15 protein-coding genes, 1 tRNA gene and 1 pseudogene are annotated in these 16,809 nt (G+C 62.4%); 7 read left to right on the top strand and 10 right to left on the bottom strand.

What is annotated here, in order from left to right:
• The first annotated feature begins 1 nt into the window (after position 1).
• Positions 2 to 1,642, top strand: a complete 1,641-nt coding sequence (locus NCCP436_RS14670; RefSeq protein ID WP_220804728.1) for an ATP-binding protein — start codon at positions 2 to 4, stop codon at positions 1,640 to 1,642.
• Here the strand turns inward: NCCP436_RS14670 and NCCP436_RS14665 are convergent.
• Positions 1,616 to 2,332, bottom strand: a complete 717-nt coding sequence (locus NCCP436_RS14665; RefSeq protein ID WP_220804727.1) for a 4'-phosphopantetheinyl transferase — start codon at positions 2,330 to 2,332, stop codon at positions 1,616 to 1,618. The two genes, NCCP436_RS14670 and NCCP436_RS14665, sit on opposite strands and share 27 nt — an antisense overlap.
• A 322-nt stretch (positions 2,333 to 2,654) precedes the next feature.
• Between NCCP436_RS14665 and NCCP436_RS14660 the strand changes: the two genes are divergently transcribed.
• A complete protein-coding gene (locus NCCP436_RS14660) occupies positions 2,655 to 4,529 on the top strand; it encodes an MFS transporter (protein ID WP_220804726.1) in 1,875 nt (624 codons plus the stop codon).
• Positions 4,530 to 4,583: 54 nt separating this feature from the next.
• Here the strand turns inward: NCCP436_RS14660 and sugE are convergent, their stop codons facing one another.
• Both sugE and NCCP436_RS14650 read right to left on the bottom strand, forming a co-directional pair.
• Positions 4,584 to 4,898, bottom strand: coding sequence for a quaternary ammonium compound efflux SMR transporter SugE (sugE, locus tag NCCP436_RS14655; RefSeq protein WP_220804725.1), 315 nt, complete (start codon positions 4,896 to 4,898; stop codon positions 4,584 to 4,586).
• Positions 4,899 to 5,031: 133 nt separating this feature from the next.
• On the bottom strand, positions 5,032 to 5,892 hold the full coding sequence (locus NCCP436_RS14650) for a MurR/RpiR family transcriptional regulator (protein WP_220804752.1): 861 nt from the start codon (positions 5,890 to 5,892) through the stop codon (positions 5,032 to 5,034).
• 224 nt (positions 5,893 to 6,116) lie between these two features.
• Between NCCP436_RS14650 and zwf the strand changes: the two genes are divergently transcribed.
• The 4 genes and pseudogenes from zwf to NCCP436_RS14630 form a co-directional block, all read left to right on the top strand.
• Positions 6,117 to 7,586 (top strand): glucose-6-phosphate dehydrogenase, encoded by a 1,470-nt coding sequence (zwf, locus tag NCCP436_RS14645; RefSeq protein WP_220804724.1) that lies wholly within the window; start codon positions 6,117 to 6,119, stop codon positions 7,584 to 7,586.
• A complete protein-coding gene (gene pgl, locus NCCP436_RS14640) occupies positions 7,573 to 8,286 on the top strand; it encodes a 6-phosphogluconolactonase (protein WP_220804723.1) in 714 nt (237 codons plus the stop codon). Before zwf ends, pgl begins: the two co-directional genes overlap by 14 nt.
• Before the next feature lies 1 nt (position 8,287).
• Entirely contained in the window at positions 8,288 to 8,959 is a 672-nt protein-coding gene (locus NCCP436_RS14635; RefSeq protein ID WP_220804722.1) for a bifunctional 4-hydroxy-2-oxoglutarate aldolase/2-dehydro-3-deoxy-phosphogluconate aldolase, read from the top strand.
• A 504-nt stretch (positions 8,960 to 9,463) separates the two neighbouring features.
• A pseudogene (locus NCCP436_RS14630) lies at positions 9,464 to 9,621 on the top strand (IS3 family transposase); the annotation flags it as partial.
• A gap of 145 nt (positions 9,622 to 9,766) precedes the next feature.
• On the opposite strand, the gene NCCP436_RS14625 reads toward NCCP436_RS14630, so the two are convergent.
• From NCCP436_RS14625 to NCCP436_RS14610, 4 genes are all read right to left on the bottom strand, one after another.
• A tRNA-Gly gene (locus tag NCCP436_RS14625) sits at positions 9,767 to 9,840 on the bottom strand.
• An 85-nt stretch (positions 9,841 to 9,925) separates the two neighbouring features.
• Positions 9,926 to 10,813 carry an alpha/beta fold hydrolase gene (locus NCCP436_RS14620; RefSeq protein WP_220804721.1) on the bottom strand — a complete coding sequence of 296 codons (888 nt, stop codon included), beginning with the start codon at positions 10,811 to 10,813 and terminating at the stop codon, positions 9,926 to 9,928.
• Positions 10,814 to 11,167: 354 nt separating this feature from the next.
• Positions 11,168 to 11,860, bottom strand: coding sequence for a pseudouridine synthase (locus NCCP436_RS14615; protein ID WP_220804720.1), 693 nt, complete (start codon positions 11,858 to 11,860; stop codon positions 11,168 to 11,170).
• A gap of 78 nt (positions 11,861 to 11,938) precedes the next feature.
• Positions 11,939 to 12,148 carry a cysteine-rich CWC family protein gene (locus NCCP436_RS14610; RefSeq protein WP_220804719.1) on the bottom strand — a complete coding sequence of 70 codons (210 nt, stop codon included), beginning with the start codon at positions 12,146 to 12,148 and terminating at the stop codon, positions 11,939 to 11,941.
• Between the two features lie 164 nt (positions 12,149 to 12,312).
• Here NCCP436_RS14610 and NCCP436_RS14605 point away from each other — a divergent pair, with 164 nt between their 5' ends.
• Positions 12,313 to 12,705 (top strand): hypothetical protein, encoded by a 393-nt coding sequence (locus NCCP436_RS14605; protein ID WP_220804718.1) that lies wholly within the window; start codon positions 12,313 to 12,315, stop codon positions 12,703 to 12,705.
• Positions 12,706 to 12,980: 275 nt separating this feature from the next.
• On the opposite strand, the gene NCCP436_RS14600 is transcribed toward NCCP436_RS14605, so the two are convergent.
• The 3 genes from NCCP436_RS14600 to NCCP436_RS14590 all read right to left on the bottom strand — a co-directional run bounded on the left by NCCP436_RS14600 (position 12,981) and on the right by NCCP436_RS14590 (position 16,692).
• Positions 12,981 to 14,084, bottom strand: coding sequence for an enoyl-CoA hydratase/isomerase family protein (locus tag NCCP436_RS14600; protein ID WP_220804717.1), 1,104 nt, complete (start codon positions 14,082 to 14,084; stop codon positions 12,981 to 12,983).
• 103 nt (positions 14,085 to 14,187) lie between these two features.
• Entirely contained in the window at positions 14,188 to 15,006 is an 819-nt protein-coding gene (locus NCCP436_RS14595; RefSeq protein ID WP_220804716.1) for an enoyl-CoA hydratase, read from the bottom strand.
• A 438-nt stretch (positions 15,007 to 15,444) separates the two neighbouring features.
• Complete coding sequence (locus NCCP436_RS14590) at positions 15,445 to 16,692, bottom strand: substrate-binding protein (RefSeq protein ID WP_220804715.1); 1,248 nt, start codon at positions 16,690 to 16,692, stop codon at positions 15,445 to 15,447.
• Between the last annotated feature and the right edge of the window lie 117 nt (positions 16,693 to 16,809).

Here is a 16,809-nt window from a genome sequence, read left to right as displayed (position 1 = left end):
CATGAATTCGATCTTCCTGCGAATCTATGGCGGCATGCTGGCCGCACTGGTGCTGGTGGCGTTGCTCGGTGTCGGCACCCTGCAACTGGTCAACGAGGTGCGCAGTGATCAGTATCGCGAAGGGCTGGCGCGCGGCACCTTTCGCCTGATGGCGGACAATCTGCTGGGCATGAGCGAGGTGGAGCGGCGTCGAGCTCTGGCGGTCTGGTCGCGTCTGCTGGGCATTCCGCTGCGTCTGCAGGAGCTGGATGAAGTGCAACTGGAGGCGGGCGAGCGCAAGCGTTTGCAGCGCGGTCATGTACTGGTGCAGCAGACCGGCCCGCACTCGGCTTGGGTCTACGGTCTGCTGAACGAGCAGCAGCCGCTATTGCTGACCGGCGAAATTCGTCAGGTCAGCGAGCAACTGGCGCGAGCCACCAACTACCTGCTGATCGACGAGCTGGTGCGCTACCCGGCGGATGAGCAGCCGCAACGTCTGGCCGAGCTGAAGGAGGCCAAGCAGTTTGGTTTCGACCTGCGCCTGGTACGTCTGGAGGAAGCCGAGCTGGATGTGGATCAGCGCCGCCGTATCGACGAAGGCGATACGGTGATGGCGCTGGGCCGTGGTGGTGATTCGATCCATGTGCTGTCCGGAGTGGTGGATACGCCATGGGTGCTGGAGATCGGCCCGCTGTACCAGATGAATCCCTATCCGCCGCAGTTGCTGGTACTGATTTGCGCTCTCGGTCTGAGTCTGATCGGTCTGATCGTCTACCTGCTGGTGCGTTCGCTGGAGCAGCGACTGCGAGCGCTGGAGGGCGCCGCTACGCGAATTGCCAGTGGCCGCCTGGATGCGCGGGTGCCGGCCACCGGCAATGACTCGGTCGGACGTCTGGCCAATAGCTTCAACGCCATGGCCGAGCACCTGCAGACTTCCCTGAGCACCCAGCGCGAGCTGGTGCGGGCAGTGTCGCACGAGCTGCGCACGCCGGTGGCGCGGCTGCGTTTCGGCCTGGAGATGATTGCCGATGCCGAGGACGAGGTTTCCCGGCGCAAGTACATGGACGGCATGGACAGTGATATCCAGGATCTCGACAAGCTGGTGGACGAGATGCTCACCTACGCCCGTCTGGAACAGGGGTCGCCGGCGTTGAACTTCCAGCCGGTGGAGCTGCGGTCGCTGATCGATCAGGTGATCGAGGAACTGGCGCCCTTGAGCAGCAGCGTGCGCATCGAGCGTGGTGCAGTGCTCAGTGTGCAGGCCGACACCAGTTGCTGGGTCGAGGCCGAACCGCGCTATCTGCATCGGGCACTGCAGAACCTGGTCAGCAATGCCATGCGCTATGCCGAGAAGCGTGTGCTGATCAGTTGCCAGGTGGGCTACAAACGTTGCCGGATCGATGTCGAGGATGACGGGCCGGGCGTGCCGGAAGAAGCCTGGGAGCGTCTGTTCAGCCCCTTTTTACGTCTTGACGACAGCCGAACGCGGGCTTCGGGTGGGCATGGGCTGGGTTTGTCCATCGTTCGGCGGATCATCTACTGGCACGGTGGACGGGCACAGATCAATCGTAGCGAAAGCCTGGGCGGCGCACGCTTCAGCCTGGTGTGGCCGCGCTGTCAGGGCGAAGAGGAAGGTTCAGGCGGCGACCGCGACCAGACTTAGCACGCGCCCGTCGAACAGGCTGTACTGCCCGTCCAGCTCGCGGCCGGCGCGCCACTGCGGGCTCAGATCCGTCAGCAGGCGCAGGCGCGCGCTGCCGTTGTTGCATTCCAGCAGTTCGGCATCGTGGAAGTAGAAGCGTGTCAGCGTCAGCGGATAGAGCGCCTTGAACAGGCTCTCCTTGAGCGAGAAGGTCTGGCTGATGCGCAGGGCGCGGGCTGCTTCGTCCAGCTCCAGCAGGCGCCGACACTCTTCGCTGGTGAGAATCTCCTGCTGCAGGCGCTCGGCCCGTTCGGGGCCCATAAGTCGCTCAACGTCCAGACCAATGGCTTGCCAATGCCTGGTTTCGGCCACCAGCGCCGCCGCCCAGTTGTCGCCGTGGGTAATCGAGCCGCTGATGCCGGGCGGCCACTGTGGGGCACGGTCGGCGCCGACCGCCGGCACAAAATCGTAACCCTTGAGCCGGCGCAGCGCTTCTCTGGCGCAGAGCCGTCCGGCCAGATATTCGCACTGGCGCTTGGCTACTCCAGGCACCGGCGATATGTCGCAGTGGGCGAAGTCTTCGGGGGTAAAGCGCAGCGGGTCGAAGTGCAGGCCGATCAGATGGCTGCCGGCCAGCGGCTTCGGCAGCCGGTCATGGTCATCGAAGGCGCTGCAGCAGGGCGGAGGAGAGAAGGGTGTGGGCTCGGTCATGGGCGAACCGGTCGGTCAGTGGCTGGTTACATTTCTTTGCAGGGCAATAACAAAGATCAACGGACGGTGCTCCCCGCATTGGGCAGACTATACGGGCATTCCTTCGGGACTGCAGGTGAGGTTGTAGTCAGTGCGAGGGTACTGACGTTTTCTCTGAGTTCGAGGACGGTAGCCCAGTGGGCTGCCGTTTTTTTTGCCTGCAAGTTATGTGGACGTCCTCCCGGCGCTGGAAAGCGCTGAGCCCGATAGTGTGGCTTTTGCAGGGCCAGTTGCAGTCAAATGCCTTGTGCGGGCCTTTCGACTCCCGCGAGGACCAAGGACGATGACTCAACAATCGCAATTCGCCCTGCTTGGCAAGAGGCGTTTCCTGCCATTTTTCGTGACGCAATTGCTTGGCGCCTTCAACGACAACGTCTTCAAGCAGTCGCTGATACTGGTCATCCTGTTCAGGCTCAATATCGATGCAGACCGGGATCTGCTGGTCAACCTTTGCGCCTTGCTGTTCATCCTGCCGTTCTTCCTGTTCTCCGCGCTGGGCGGGCAGTTTGGCGAGAAGTTCGCCAAGGATGCGCTGATCCGCAGGCTCAAGCTGGCCGAGGTGTTGATCCTGTTCGTCGGCGCGGCCGGGGTGTTGCTGAACAACCTGACGCTGATGCTTGCGGTATTGTTCGCCATGGGCACCCAGTCGGCGCTGTTCGGCCCGGTGAAGTACTCGATCCTGCCGCAGCACCTGCGCGAGAACGAACTGGTGGGCGGTAATGCGCTGGTGGAGATGGGAACCTTCCTCGCCATTCTCGCCGGCACCATCGGCGCTGGCGTGATCATGGCCAGCGACAACTATGCGGCGATCGTTGCCGGCTCGGTGGTGGCGGTGGCGCTGTTCGGCTATCTGGCAAGCCTCAACATCCCAAGGGCACAGCCGGCAATGCCTCAGTTGCGGCTGGACTGGAACATCCTGCGTCAGACTTGGGTAACGCTGAAGCTGGGGCTCGGCCAGCGTCCGGCGGTGTCGCGCTCGCTGGTGGGCAACTCCTGGTTCTGGTTCCTCGGTGCGGTGTACCTGACGCAGATTCCGGCCTATGCCAAGGAGTGGCTGCACGGTGACGAGAGCGTGGTGACGCTGATCCTTACCGTGTTTTCGCTGGGTATCGGCCTGGGCTCGATGCTCTGCGAGCGAATGAGTGGGCACAAGGTGGAAATTGGTCTGGTGCCGTTCGGCTCCATCGGCCTGACGCTGTTCGGCATGCTGCTGTGGTGGCTCTCCGGCGGCTTTCCCATGGGTGCGATACCGCACGACTGGCAGGCTCTGCTGGGCCATACTCAGGCCTGGTGGATCCTTGGCTGCATTCTCGGCATCGGTCTGTTCGGCGGCTTCTACATCGTGCCGCTGTATGCGCTGATCCAGTCGCGCACCGCCGAGCACGAGCGGGCCCGGGTGATCGCCGCCAACAATATCCTCAATGCGCTGTTTATGGTGGTTTCAGCCGTTGTTGCGATCCTCTTTCTCAGCGTTGCCGAGCTGTCGATCCCGCAGCTGTTTCTGGTGGTGTCGCTGATGAACGTGGCGGTCAACAGCTATATCTTCAAGATCGTCCCCGAATTCAGCATGCGCTTTCTTATCTGGCTGCTGGGACATTCGCTGTATCGCGTCGAGCACAGGGGGTTGCAGGCCATTCCCGAAGAGGGCCCAGCGGTGCTGGTGTGCAACCACGTGTCGTTCGTCGATGCGCTGCTGATCGGCGGTGCGGTGCGCCGGCCGGTGCGCTTCGTCATGTACTACAAGATCTACGACCTGCCGCTGCTCAACTTCGTCTTCCGCACGGCTGGCACCGTGCCGATTGCCGGGCGTCATGAGGATCTGCTGATCTACGATGCGGCGTTCAGAAAGGTCGCCGAGTATCTGCGCAACGGCGAGCTGGTGTGCATTTTCCCCGAGGGCAAGCTGACCGGCGATGGCGAGATCAACGAGTTCAAGGGCGGAGTCGAGCGCATTCTCGCGGAGAATCCGGTGCCGGTAATTCCCATGGCGCTGCAAGGGTTGTGGGGCAGCTTCTTCAGTCGTGATCCGAACAAGGGCTTTTTCCGTCGGCTGTGGTCGCGGGTGTGCCTGGTGGCGGGCGAGCCCATTGCGGCCGAGCAGGCCAGGCGCGAGGAGCTGCAGGCGCGGGTGGCGGAGTTGCGCGGCGACTGGCGCTGAGTTTTCTGGGAGGAGCGCTGCCGGTCTTTTGCCGGCAGCCAGTACGTAGTGCCGTCAGTGACTGAGCTTCAGTCCGACCAGCCCGGTGATAATCAGTGCGACACTGGCCAGACGCATCAGCGCCATGGACTCGCCGAACAGGATAATGCCGGCAATCACTGTGCCCACAGCGCCTACGCCCGTCCACACCGCATAAGCGGTGCCCAGCGGCAACTCCTTCATGGCCAGTCCAAGCAGGCCGATGCTGACCGCCATCGCCGCCAATGTCAGAAAAGTGGGCAGGGGGCGGCTAAAACCGTCGGTGTACTTCAGGCCGATGGCCCAGCCGACTTCAAACAGACCGGCCAGAAGCAGAATGATCCAGGACATGGTGAACTCCTTCTTTTGCTGAAGGGGCCGTCCCCGGGTGGTTCACCGCCTGGCTGGCGGTGCGGAGGTCGTCCTCGCGAAGGCGGAATTTTGCACATCCTGAACCGCCAGGCAAGCTGGCGAGAACACCCGGTTACAGCGGTTCCTCATCTGCCGGATAGCGGCTGGCGCTGAGGCTTTCCTTGATCTTGCGCAGGTGTGGCTGGAAGTCCACGCCGCGGCGCAGGGTAACACCGGTGGCGAGCACGTCGAGCACGGTGAGCTGGATGATGCGCGAGGTCATCGGCATGTAGATGTCGGTGTCCTCTGGCAGCGGGATGTCCAGACTCAGGGTGCTGACCCGGGCCAGTGGTGAATCGGCGGCGGTCAGGCCGAGCACCGAGGCGCCGTTTTCCCGGGCCAGGCGTGCCACCTCCACCAGTTCACGGGTGCGCCCCGTATAGGAAATGATCACGAACAGGTCGCCGGTGTGTGCCACCGAGGCGATCATGCGCTGCATCAGTACATCGGAGTGGGCTGAAACGGCCAGGTTGAAGCGGAAGAACTTGTGCTGCGCGTCCAGCGCCACCGAGGCTGAGGCGCCAAGCCCGAAGAAGTGTATTTGTCGTGCCTGGATCAGCAGGTCGACAGCGCGGCTGATGTGCTGCGGGTCGAGACTCTGGCAGGCGGCGTCGAGTGAGGCGATGGTACTGCCGAAAATCTTCCGGGTATAGGCATCGGGACCGTCGTCAGCCGACACCGCACGGCTGACATAGGCGGCGCCGCTGGCCAGGCTTTGGGCCAGTTGCATCTTCAGCTCGGGGTAGCCGTTGGCACCGAAGGAGCGGCAGAAGCGGTTGACCGTCGGCTCGCTGACGCCTGCTGCCTGCGCCAGGGCCGCGATGCTCAGGCGGGTGGCCTGCTGGGGATCGTGCAGGATCACTTCAGCCACCTTGCGTTCGGCCTTGTTCAGATCGTTCAGGCGGCTTTGGATCTGTTCCAGTAGGTTGCGCATGCGGTCCATGGGGGCTCCTGACAGGACGTTGGAGAGGTCGGCGGGCGCCGCTGGCAGGGGCCGGGCACCCCTTCCGGGCTGGCTTATCCTACTGATCGGAATCGATGCTCACCACTGCTTCTCCTGTCTCTCTGAGAAATGTTGTTGCTATTACAATATTTTTGCTTGATCAAACCGAATTTAAGCGGTATTTCTAGTGTATCTTGGTAAAATAATAAAAAATCATGACTGCACTGAAGCTTGAACCCTGTACGCTGGCGCTGTTCGGCGCGCTCGGCGATCTGGCCCTGCGCAAGTTGTTCCCGGCGCTGTACCAACTCGATTGTGCCGGCCTGCTGCATGAGAACACTCGCATCCTGGCGCTGGCGCGTGATGACGGTGAGCCGCAGCGCCACCTGACCACCATCGCTCGGGCGCTGTGCCTGCATGTGCCACCGGCGGAGCAGGATACCGCCCGACTGGAGCGCTTTATGGCGCGCCTGAGCTACCTGCGCATGGATTTTCTCGATGCCGAGGCCTATCCGGCTCTGGCCGAGCAGGTGGACGGCCACACACCACTGATTGCCTACTTCGCCACGCCGGCTGCGGTCTATGGCGGTATCTGCGCCAACCTGGCGGCGGTCGGCCTGGCCGAACGCACACGGGTGGTGCTGGAAAAGCCCATCGGTCATGACCTGGCCTCATCCCGAGCGGTCAACGACGCCGTGGCTCAGGTGTTTCCGGAAAACCGCGTCTACCGCATCGATCACTACCTGGGCAAGGAGACGGTGCAGAACCTGATTGCTCTGCGCTTTGCCAACAGCCTGTTCGAAACGCAGTGGAACCAGAACCACATCTCCCACGTAGAAATCACCGTGGCCGAGAAAGTCGGTATCGAAGGCCGCTGGGGGTATTTCGATCAGGCCGGGCAACTGCGCGACATGATCCAGAATCACCTGCTGCAGTTGCTCTGCCTGATCGCCATGGATCCGCCCAGCGATCTCTCGGCTGACAGCATCCGCGACGAGAAGGTCAAGGTGCTCAAGGCATTGCAGCCGATCAGCGCCGAGCAGCTCGGACAGCGCCTGGTGCGTGGCCAGTACGTGGCCGGCGTTTGTGACGGCAAGCCGGTGCCGGGCTATCTGGAGGAGGAAAACTCCAATACCCGCAGTGATACCGAGACTTTCGTCGCGCTGCGGGTAGACATCGGCAACTGGCGCTGGGCCGGCGTGCCGTTCTACCTGCGTACCGGCAAGCGCATGCCGCAGAAGCTGTCGCAGATCGTCATTCACTTCAAGGCACCGCCACACTACATCTTCGCCCCCGAGCAGCGTCAGTTGATCGGCAACAAGCTGGTCATCCGCCTGCAGCCGGACGAGGGTATCAGCCTGCAGGTGCTGACCAAGGATCAGGGCCTGGACAAAGGCATGCAGTTGCGCAGCGGGCCGCTGCAACTGAGCTTTTCCGATACCTACCGCAGTGAACGGATTCCCGATGCCTACGAACGTCTGTTGCTGGAAGTGATGCGCGGCAATCAGAACCTGTTTGTGCGCAAGGACGAAATCGAGCATGCCTGGCAGTGGTGCGACCAACTGATTGCCGGCTGGCAGCGTCTCGGTGAGGCGCCGAAACCCTATACAGCCGGAAGCTGGGGGCCGATGGCCGCCGTGGCCCTGATTACCCGTGACGGGAGGAACTGGTATGGGGATCTCTGAACTGGAACTGCCGCAGGGCGTCATCGCTTGCAGCCATGCTGACGCCGGGCAAATGGCCGAGGCATTGGCTCTGCGAGTAGCCGGGGCATTGCGCCAGGCCATCGAGGCGCGCGGCAGTGCGACCCTGGTGGTGTCTGGTGGACGCAGCCCGGTAGCCTTTTTCGAGGCCCTGGCACAGCAGTCGCTGCCCTGGGCGCAAGTATTGGTCAGCCTGGCCGACGAGCGCTGGGTGCCGGTCAACCATGCCTCCAGCAATGAAGCGCTGGTTCGCCGGCATCTGCTGCGCGGCGCGGCCGCCGAAGCGCGGCTGTTCAGCCTCTATCAGGTAGCCGGCTGCCTGGAGCAGGCCGCTGAACTGGCCGATGCGGCCTTTGCCGATTTGCCGCAGATCGACGTGCTGGTGCTGGGGATGGGAGACGACGGCCATACCGCCTCGCTATTTCCGCACAGCCCGCTGCTGGAGCAGGCGTTGCAGACGGAAGGCAGCCGCCGTGTATTGCCGATGCTGGCACCGGTTGAACCGCGTCAGCGCCTGACGCTGACCCTGTCCGTGCTGGGCCGCGCCCGTCTGCCGCTGCTGGCAATCCAGGGACCGGCCAAGCTGGCGACCCTGGCTGAGGCTCTTGAGCCTGGTGAGGTGGCCAGTTTGCCGATCCGTGCCTTCCTTCATTCCCCCCTTGAAATCTACTGGTGCCACTGAAATGACCAGCCCTGACCTGAGCCTGCCTGCGCGCATGGCCGAAAAAATCGCCGAAATCGACCGTATCTGCGCCCAGGCCCGGATTATGCCGGTCATTACCATCGCCCGTGAGGAAGACATTCTGCCGTTGGCCGACGCATTGACTGCTGGTGGCCTGACGGTTCTGGAAGTAACCCTTCGCTCCAAGTTTGGCCTGGAAGCGATCCGCCGCCTGCGAGCCGAGCGCCCCGAGCTGTGCATCGGCGCCGGCACCGTGCTGGATGAGGGGATGCTGGCGGCCGCCACCGAGGCCGGCGCGCAATTCATCGTTACCCCGGGCAGCACCCGCGAGCTGCTGCTAGCGGCGCTGGACAACCCGCTACCGCTGCTGCCCGGCATTAGCAGCGCTTCGGAACTGATGGTCGGCTACGCCCTGGGCTATCGCCGCTTCAAACTGTTCCCGGCAGAAATCTGCGGTGGCGTGGCGGCGCTCAAGGCTTTCTCCGGACCATTCGGCGGAGTGCGCTTCTGCCCTACTGGTGGTATCTCTACCGACAACCTGCAGCACTATATGGCCGAGCCCAATGTCATGTGCGTGGGCGGCACCTGGATGTTCCGCCGGGAATGGGTCGAGCAGGGCGACTGGACGCGCATCGCCCAGTGCAGCAGCGAAGCACTGCAACTGCTGGCCTGAACCAGCCGCTGGCGGCCCTACTGCACTACGCGGCGGGGCCGGGGCGACGTCCGAGTTTCTTCCCGCCAGGCTGTGTACGAAAAGTGCCAGCGCGTGGTGATGCGGCATTAAAAACAGTCCGCAATGCCAATCACAACACCTATACCGCGTTGTTTCGCCTGCCTGACCTTTCTCGGCGAAGTCTTGAGGGGGGCGGTTATCGCCACGGGGAATTTTCGCATACTACCGGCCCTGCGCTGGGGGGTGTGTAGTGGCCTACTTCAGGAGTGCAGGCCGTTCCCGAACAGCCCTTCTTATTTCAGCTGGCTGCCGCCAATAACGCTCGATCAGCGTTTGATTTTTCCGGCACATCTCCACCGCTGGCTGCGTTGTCGTACTACGGTATGACCCCCATCTTCTGCAAACCAATAGTCTGCAATAAAACCCTTTTAAAACATTGGCTTAATGTCTCGTTGAATCGCCCCGGGGTTTCGTGGAGGCCTCAACTCTTGAGAAGATGAGGCCATGAGAAAGACCGCGACCTACTCCCCTGAAGTCCGTGAACGTGCCGTGCGCATGGTTCTGGAACACCTGAACGACTACCATCCGAGTGGGCGGCCATCGAGGCGATAGCACCGAAGATCGGCTGCGCAGCGCAAACCCTGCATGGCTGGATTCGTCGCCATCCACCCTGCGCCTATGCGAACCTGCCTACAGATCACCTGCAGAACGTGGTGCGGCTGAATCCCATCTTCGACACTTTATCGACACTTCCAAAACCCGGAAACGAAAAAGCCCTGTAAAAACAGGGCCTTAACTTTGCGATTCTGGAGCGGGTGATGGGAATCGAACCCACGGCTCTAGCTTGGGAAGCTAGGGTATTACCATTATACGACACCCGCAGCGGGTGCCTTTATACCGGAACTCGGCGCGGAAATGAAGCGCGAAGCGATGCTCTGCTGCACTCGCTTCGCGTTGCTGTGGCGGTTATACGGCGAATCTCTGGAGGTTGTGCAGGCTGCTTCTGGCGGGTTGCCATAGACGTTTCCCGGGGTTGTTGAAGAATTCCAGCAGGGTTCGCCGGGTTTGCAGCCAGGCAGACTTGTGTTCCATGTCGAGGAAGTGGCCGGCGTTGTCGATTACGGCGAACTGGCAGCGTTCGATATGCCGGGCGAACAGGTAGGCGTCCTCCACCGAGGTGTATTCGTCGCGCTCGCCATTGACGAACAGTAGCGGGATGTCGATGGCCTGCAGGCAATCCAGACGGCAGTGCGCCTCCATGCTCAGTACCTGTTTGATATGGGCGTACATCTGCCGGTATTCATGTTCGTCCAGGCTGCTGACGTGCTTGTGGTTGAAGCGTTTGAACAACGAGGGCAGGTGCTTGCCGATGGTGCTGTTGACCAACAGGGCGATGTTGTCGCGATCAAGTGCGTTGAGAAAGCGCAGGCCCTGGTGCAGATAGTCGAGCATCGGCACGTTGAGAGTCGGTGAGAAGGAGCAGATCGCGGCCTTTTCCAGGCTGACGGGGCGCTGCGCCAGAGCGAGCATTGCGGCGACGCCACCCCAGGAGAACGACAGTAGATAGTGCGCCCGGTAGTGTTCGATCAGACGCAGCAGGATTTCCGCTTCGTCCTCCTTGCTGAGTAACGGCAGACGGAGGTTGTAGGGTTTCGACTGGCCGGCATAGGGCTGGTCGAAGGCCAGTACGTTGAACTGTGGCTGCAGGTATTTGATCGTCTGTGCGAACGAGGCGGTGGTCGCCAGGGAGCCGTTGACCAGAATGATGGTCTTGGCGGCGGACGGGCTACGGTAGAACTCAGTGTGTACCTGATACTTCCCTAAAATCTCGACAACTCCGGTTTCTGGCCTCATGTCGTTTCCTCCTGGCGCCAATGGAGCGGGCGCGCGTGTTATGGCGCGTGTGGCTAGGCAGTAGGAAAACGCCTGGACGTGACAGGCTGATGTCAGGAAAGAAATTGTTATTTTTCAATAATTTATTGATTGAAAAGGGCGTGCGCGCCGTCTTCGGGGAGCAGCGGGCAGGGCAGCGTTATCAGGCAGGAATCCCGTTTGCGCGGGAACTAAACAACCGACTCTTGGAGGTGACCAGCGATTTTGACCCATTGGTCATTTCGAGGCCTTGCGCTGGATTTAAGCAGTGGCTGGCGGGGCGTGCAAGCGCGGTTCGGATGGCGGAAGGGTTTTCGTCTGCCGCTGGTCGGTTTTCTAGACGCTGGCGATTTCGGTCGGGTTGAGCGGGCGGTATTCGCCGGGTGCCAGAGCCGGGTCGAGAGCGATCTCGCCCATACGTTCGCGGTGCAGGGCCAGGACGCGGTTGCGGAAGTGGCCAAACATGCGCTTGACCTGATGGTAGCGGCCTTCGTACAGGGTCAGGCGGGCGTTATGGCTGTCGAGCAACTGCAGTTCGGCGGGCAGGGTGGTGAGGTTTTCATAGGCGAAGTACAGGCCGCGAGCGAAAACTTCGACATATTCCGCGGTAATGGGGCGTTCGGTGCGCACCCGGTAGACCTTGGGTTTGCGTTGCTGCGGCTGGGTGATCCGGCGCGACCACTGACCATCGTTGGTGAGCAGCAGCAGGCCGCTGGTATTCAGGTCGAGCCGGCCAGCTAGGTGCAGGTCGTGCCTGTGGTTTTCGTCGAGCAGGTCGAGCACGGTGCGATGGCTGTCGTGCTCGGTGGCACTGACTACCCCTACCGGCTTGTGCAGCATCCAATAACGGGCGGTGCGGCCGGCCTGGAGCAGTTCACCGTCCAGTTCGACACGCTGGAAGGTGCGGATTTCACAGCGTGGGTCGCAGGTAATGAGGCCGTCGACCCGGACGCGACCGGCGGCGATCAGCAGGCGACTGTCCTGACGACTGAAGCGGGGCAGGTTGCTGAGAAAGCGATCCAGGCGCATGACGGATCCGAGGTGCTCCCGGGGGGATTCGGCGGGGCAGTTTACGCGGATTGACGGGCTTGTCGATGGCGTCGGGGGCTATTTCGCTGGCTCCGTGCCGGCTGGGCGTGCAGCACTGGCGCAGTCCGGGCACAGGCAGGCCCGGTTGCGTTGGGCTTCACTGAGTTGCGCCAGGGCGTCGGGACTGACCTGAACCTCGAAGCACCAGCAGGGCAGGTCTTCGCGTCCGGCGGCCAGGCTGCACTGGTTGCTGCGTTGGCACAGGGGGCAGCGCTGGTGATCGGTCATATGGGGCTCCGGTAAGAGGGCGGCAGATTGTAAGGCCTGTGAGGAGACTAGCGCGTAGGCGTCGATCAGCACCAATCGTTCCGAATGCTGTCTGATGGCCATGGAATCGCTTTCCGCTAGCCGGTACTCGCCGGCACTCTCGCTGCGGTCAAAAGGAGGCCGCCATGACTGGCAAACTGTTGTTTTCTGCATTCGCGCTGTTACTGCTGTCCGGTTGCGCCGTTCAGGGTGGCGGTTATAACCACGGCTATTACTACGGCCACGGTTACTCCTATCCGTCCAGTTACCGGCGCGACTACCCTGCACCGAGAGTGTACGTGGTGCCGCGCCATTACGAGGAGCATCGCAAGAAGCGGCCGTCTGCACCGCGTTATGTGCCGGCGCCGCCGCCCGGGCATCACTACGGCAAGGCGCCGCACAAGCCGCTCGTGGTGCCGGGCCGGCCGGTTCAGCGCAGCCCGGCGCATCAGCCGATTCGCAGGGCATGGAGTCAGCCAGACAACGCGCGTTATCGTGATGCCGGCAAGCGTTGGCAGGGTGAGGTACGCCGGCGTTGATATCCCTCGTTGTTTATATGAACAGTTGTTGTACTACGGAGAAGTCCTGACGTTGAGTAGCAGGCGGTAGAGCTGCAGCGCCAGTGCTCCATGGGGCACTGTTGCGGTTCCCTGCCTGAGATTTAAAAGGTGCCTGCGCTCGACGACTGCCCGAGTCCCGGATCATCTGGCCGGCCCCAGCCTGGCCCGCAGGGAAGGCGTCCTTGCCCGTAGTGCTGAACAATCGCGTTTTCCGGCGAAGGGCGCCGTCTTCAATGCAGAGCCCGTGCAGAGAGCTACAGATCGGCCAGCGGGTGTTCACCCGCCCAGGCTGGAGTGAAGTGGGCTTCGACCACGGCTCTGGGAATGGTTGCGACATCCGGCCAGTGCCAGTGCGGTTTCTGATCCTTGTCGATCAGACGGGCACGCACGCCTTCCGGGAATTCCGGGTGGCGGCAGCAGTTCAGGCTCATGGCGTATTCCATGCGGAATACTTCGGTCAGTGACAGGTTCCGGGCGCGTCGGATTTGCTCCCAGACCAGGTGTGCCGTCAGCGGGCAGCCGCCAGCCAGGGTTTTGGCTGCGCGTGCCAGCAATGTGTCGTTATCTTCCTGCAGGGCACTGAGTGTCTGCACGGCCGCAGGCAGGTCGGCGACATCGAGCAGTGTGTCGATGCGTTCGCGGCGTGGCAGCCACTGGGCAGCGGGCAGTTCTGCTAGGGCCTGCTGTTCCAGCGCCCGCAGCAGGCTGTGTAGCTGGGCGGTCGCTTGTTCGCGCCAGTTCAGCTGTATCAGCCCGACCAGCAGGGCTTCTTGCTGATCATCGCGCAGGAAGCGGTCGGCCAGGTTCAGATCAAGGGCATCGCGGGCGTTGATGCCGGCGGCAGTAAGGCCAAGGAACAGGCCCAGGCGTCCTGGCAGGCGGGCAAGGAACCAGCTGCCGCCGACATCCGGGTACAGTCCGATGTTGATTTCCGGCATGCCCAGGCGACTGCTGGGGGTGACGATGCGGATGGCTGCGCCCTGCATCAGGCACATGCCGCCGCCGAGTACGTGGCCGTGGCCCCAGCAGATAAAGGGCTTGGGATAGGTGTGAATGCGATAGTCCAGGCGATACTCCTCGGCGAAGAAACGCCGCGCCAGAGACGGCACCTCACCAGGGTGCTCGCGGCACTGGTTCACCAGCTGTACCACGTCACCGCCAGCGCAGAAGGCTTTCTGACCGTTGCCGCGCAGCAGTACGCAGGCAATTTCAGGATCTTCGGCCCAGGCTTGCAGGCGCTCGTCGAGGGCCAGAATCATCGGCAACGACAGAGTATTGAGGCTCTTCTCGGCGTCCAGGCTGGCGATGCCGATGCGGTAGCCATGTAGGCTGGGACGTTCTTCGAATTGCAGATTCATGCGTGTTTCCCGCGTAGGGTGGATGGCGCTTTTTCCATCCACCGCGTGTGTTGTGGTGGGCGTGACAGGCGACGTCCCCCATACGAGCGTGCAACTGTTGGGCTTACTTGTTGCGCCACTGCGGCTCGCGTTTCTCCAGGAAGGCGTTGACGCCCTCGCGGGTGTCGTCAGCGTCGAACAGGTCGACGAAGCGTTCGCGTTCCTCCGGCAGCCAGGTGTTCGGCCCGCGCTCGCGCGCGCCCTGGATCAATGGTTTGATGGTGCGCACTGCTACCGGGCTTTGCCGCGCCACCTTGGCCGCCAGCAGCAGCGCCGTGCCACGGGCTTCGCCAGTGTCCACCACTTGCTCTACCAGGCCTATGCGTAAGGCGGTTTCGGCGTCAACGCGTTCGCCGCAGAGGATCATGCGCTTGGCCCAGCCTTCGCCAACCAGCCAGGGCAGCGCCTGGGTGCCGCCGGCACAAGGCAGCAGGCCGACCGCCGCTTCCGGCAGAGCCATCTGCGCGTGACGTTCGGCGATGCGGATGTCGCAGGCCAGTGCGAACTCCAGACCGCCACCCATGGCGTAGCCGTTGATCGCGGCAATGGATACCCCGCGAAAGTCGCGCAGGCTTTCGAAGGCTTCGCCGAAGCGCCTGGCCATCTCGCGGGCGCGGGCCTTGTCGCCGTCGGCGAACATGTTCAGGTCGGCGCCGGCGGAGAAGAACTTCGGCCCCTGACCGGTCACCACCAGGGCGTAAATGTCGTCGTCGCGGTTGAGGTGCTCGATTACCTGCTTCAGGCCGATCAGTGAATCGCGGTCCCAGGTATTGGCTGGCGGGTGGTTGATGGTGAGCAGAGCGGTATGGCCGTGCTTTTCCACGGTAAGTTTGTGAGTCAGGTCGAAGAGGCCGGGCTTGTAGGTTTCGATGGCAGTGCTCATGGCTGTCCTCGTGTCGGTGTTTCCCTTCCCCGCAGGAGAGGGCTCAAGGCTTGGTATGGAAAGTAGCCTGCTTGTGTAGAGGCTCAGATTACAACAGGCGATCGGGCAGGCCACCCCGCTGCTGCAGACGACGATGTTGCTGGCTTCCGTATCTGGAGGACACGGGCGCCGGGGGCGGCGCTTGAGCGGATGATTATTCGGAGTGCCGTAGCTGGCGTCGTTCTAGATCCGGAAGCAGGTGGCCGGCAGTTCGCTGCAGGTCGATCCGGTTGTTCAAGGCTGCAGCGAGCAGGAGGAAGGCTGCAGGCCCGGAGCGTTGTTCTTTTCGAGCGGGAACAGGGCTAGCCCTGTTCCGCTGCGTTACCTCCAGGGATGATCTGCTTGTGCTACGTAAGGAGCCGACTTGCGGCTGGCGAAGAAGCCGAAGTCCATGGCATTTCATTGCAAGGTCAGGGGTTGGCCACCAGCCCTGCGCTCGGCCTGCCAGGCTGCGAGGCTGGGCAGTGCGCTGCCGGCATCGAGGCGGTCGACAATTTCGAAGAAATCCTGCTTGAGCGGATCCTTGAGCACCTGGTCACGCGGTTTGACCCGTACGGCATAGACCGTCTGCAGGTTCTGGTGATCGAAGGCGCGCCACTGCTGTTCGTCCTTCAGCAGGGTGTAGCGATGCCCCTCCAGTGCCTTGATTAGTGCCTCACTGTCCAGGCTGCCGGCGCGGCGGGCGGCATCGGCCCACTGATGGACGATGCTGTAGGCCGAGGCGGCGGAACTGGAAGGGTAGATTTCGTAGCGGCTGGTGAAAGCCTTGACGAAGGTTTCGCCGCGAGCGGATTTCTCCAGGGCCGGAACCCGCCAGGTCCAGGGTTCGGTGCCGAGAACGCCCTGCATCAGGCTGGGCCCGGCCTGTTCCACCATGCTCTGGGTCAGGTTGGGAACCACGATCTGCATGCGTTCGGTCAGCCCGAGATCCTTGGCGATGCGCATGGCGCGCACCAGGTCTTCACCGAACAGGACCAGGGCAAGCACCTCGGCGTTGCTTGAAGCAGCCTGGGCCAGGGCGTCCTGATAGTCGGCCAGGCGGGCACCCGGGAAGGGGATGCGCACGCCGGCATGGTGGCTGGCGTCCTGGGTGGAGGTTTCCTGGCGCAGAGATCGTTCGCTGGTGTGACCCCAGGTGTAATCGGCCGTGACGTAGAAATAGCGCTTGTTCGGCAATGTCTTGTTCAGGTACTGACCCAGCACCCGTGCGCTCATCCAGGCGTTGTTGCACTCGCGGAACATGTAGCGGTGGCCATCCTTGCCGGTGGTGTCGTTGGAATAGGTGAGCGTGCCGAAATACAAAAGCCCGTGCTGCCGGGCACGTTTGCCGGCGGCGATGGCGACGGCACTGGAGACACCACCGAAAAGCATTGCCACCCCTTCGGCGGCCAGCTTGTCGACGTTTTTCTCGGCCTTGGCCGGGCGTGAGGCAGTGTCCTTGCTCGACAGGCGCAGGGGTCTTCCGAGCACGCCGCCCTGTGCATTGAGTTCGTCGATGGCCAGCAGGGCCCCACGCATTTGCGCCAATCCCTCTTCCTTGTAGGGGCCGGTGCGCGGGTAGTTGAGGCCGAGGGTGATGGGGTCAGCAGCCTGCGTACAGGCAGTAAGTCCGGCCCAGAGGGCCAGGATGGCAGGCAGTCGGCGCATGATGGCAGTGCTCCTTGCTGTTTTTGTTGTGGATAGGAGACTTTTTACGCTGCTCGTCCGGCCCTGATGATCATCTATTGGTCTAAGAGCCGAGCCGCACATGACTGTGCATTGGCA

The organism is Pseudomonas sp. NCCP-436, assembly GCF_019656335.1.
In the GTDB taxonomy this organism is placed as follows: Bacteria; Pseudomonadota; Gammaproteobacteria; order Pseudomonadales; family Pseudomonadaceae; genus Aquipseudomonas.
Note: the sequence above shows the minus strand (reverse complement) of the source record. Positions and strands in the feature narration are given on the sequence as shown.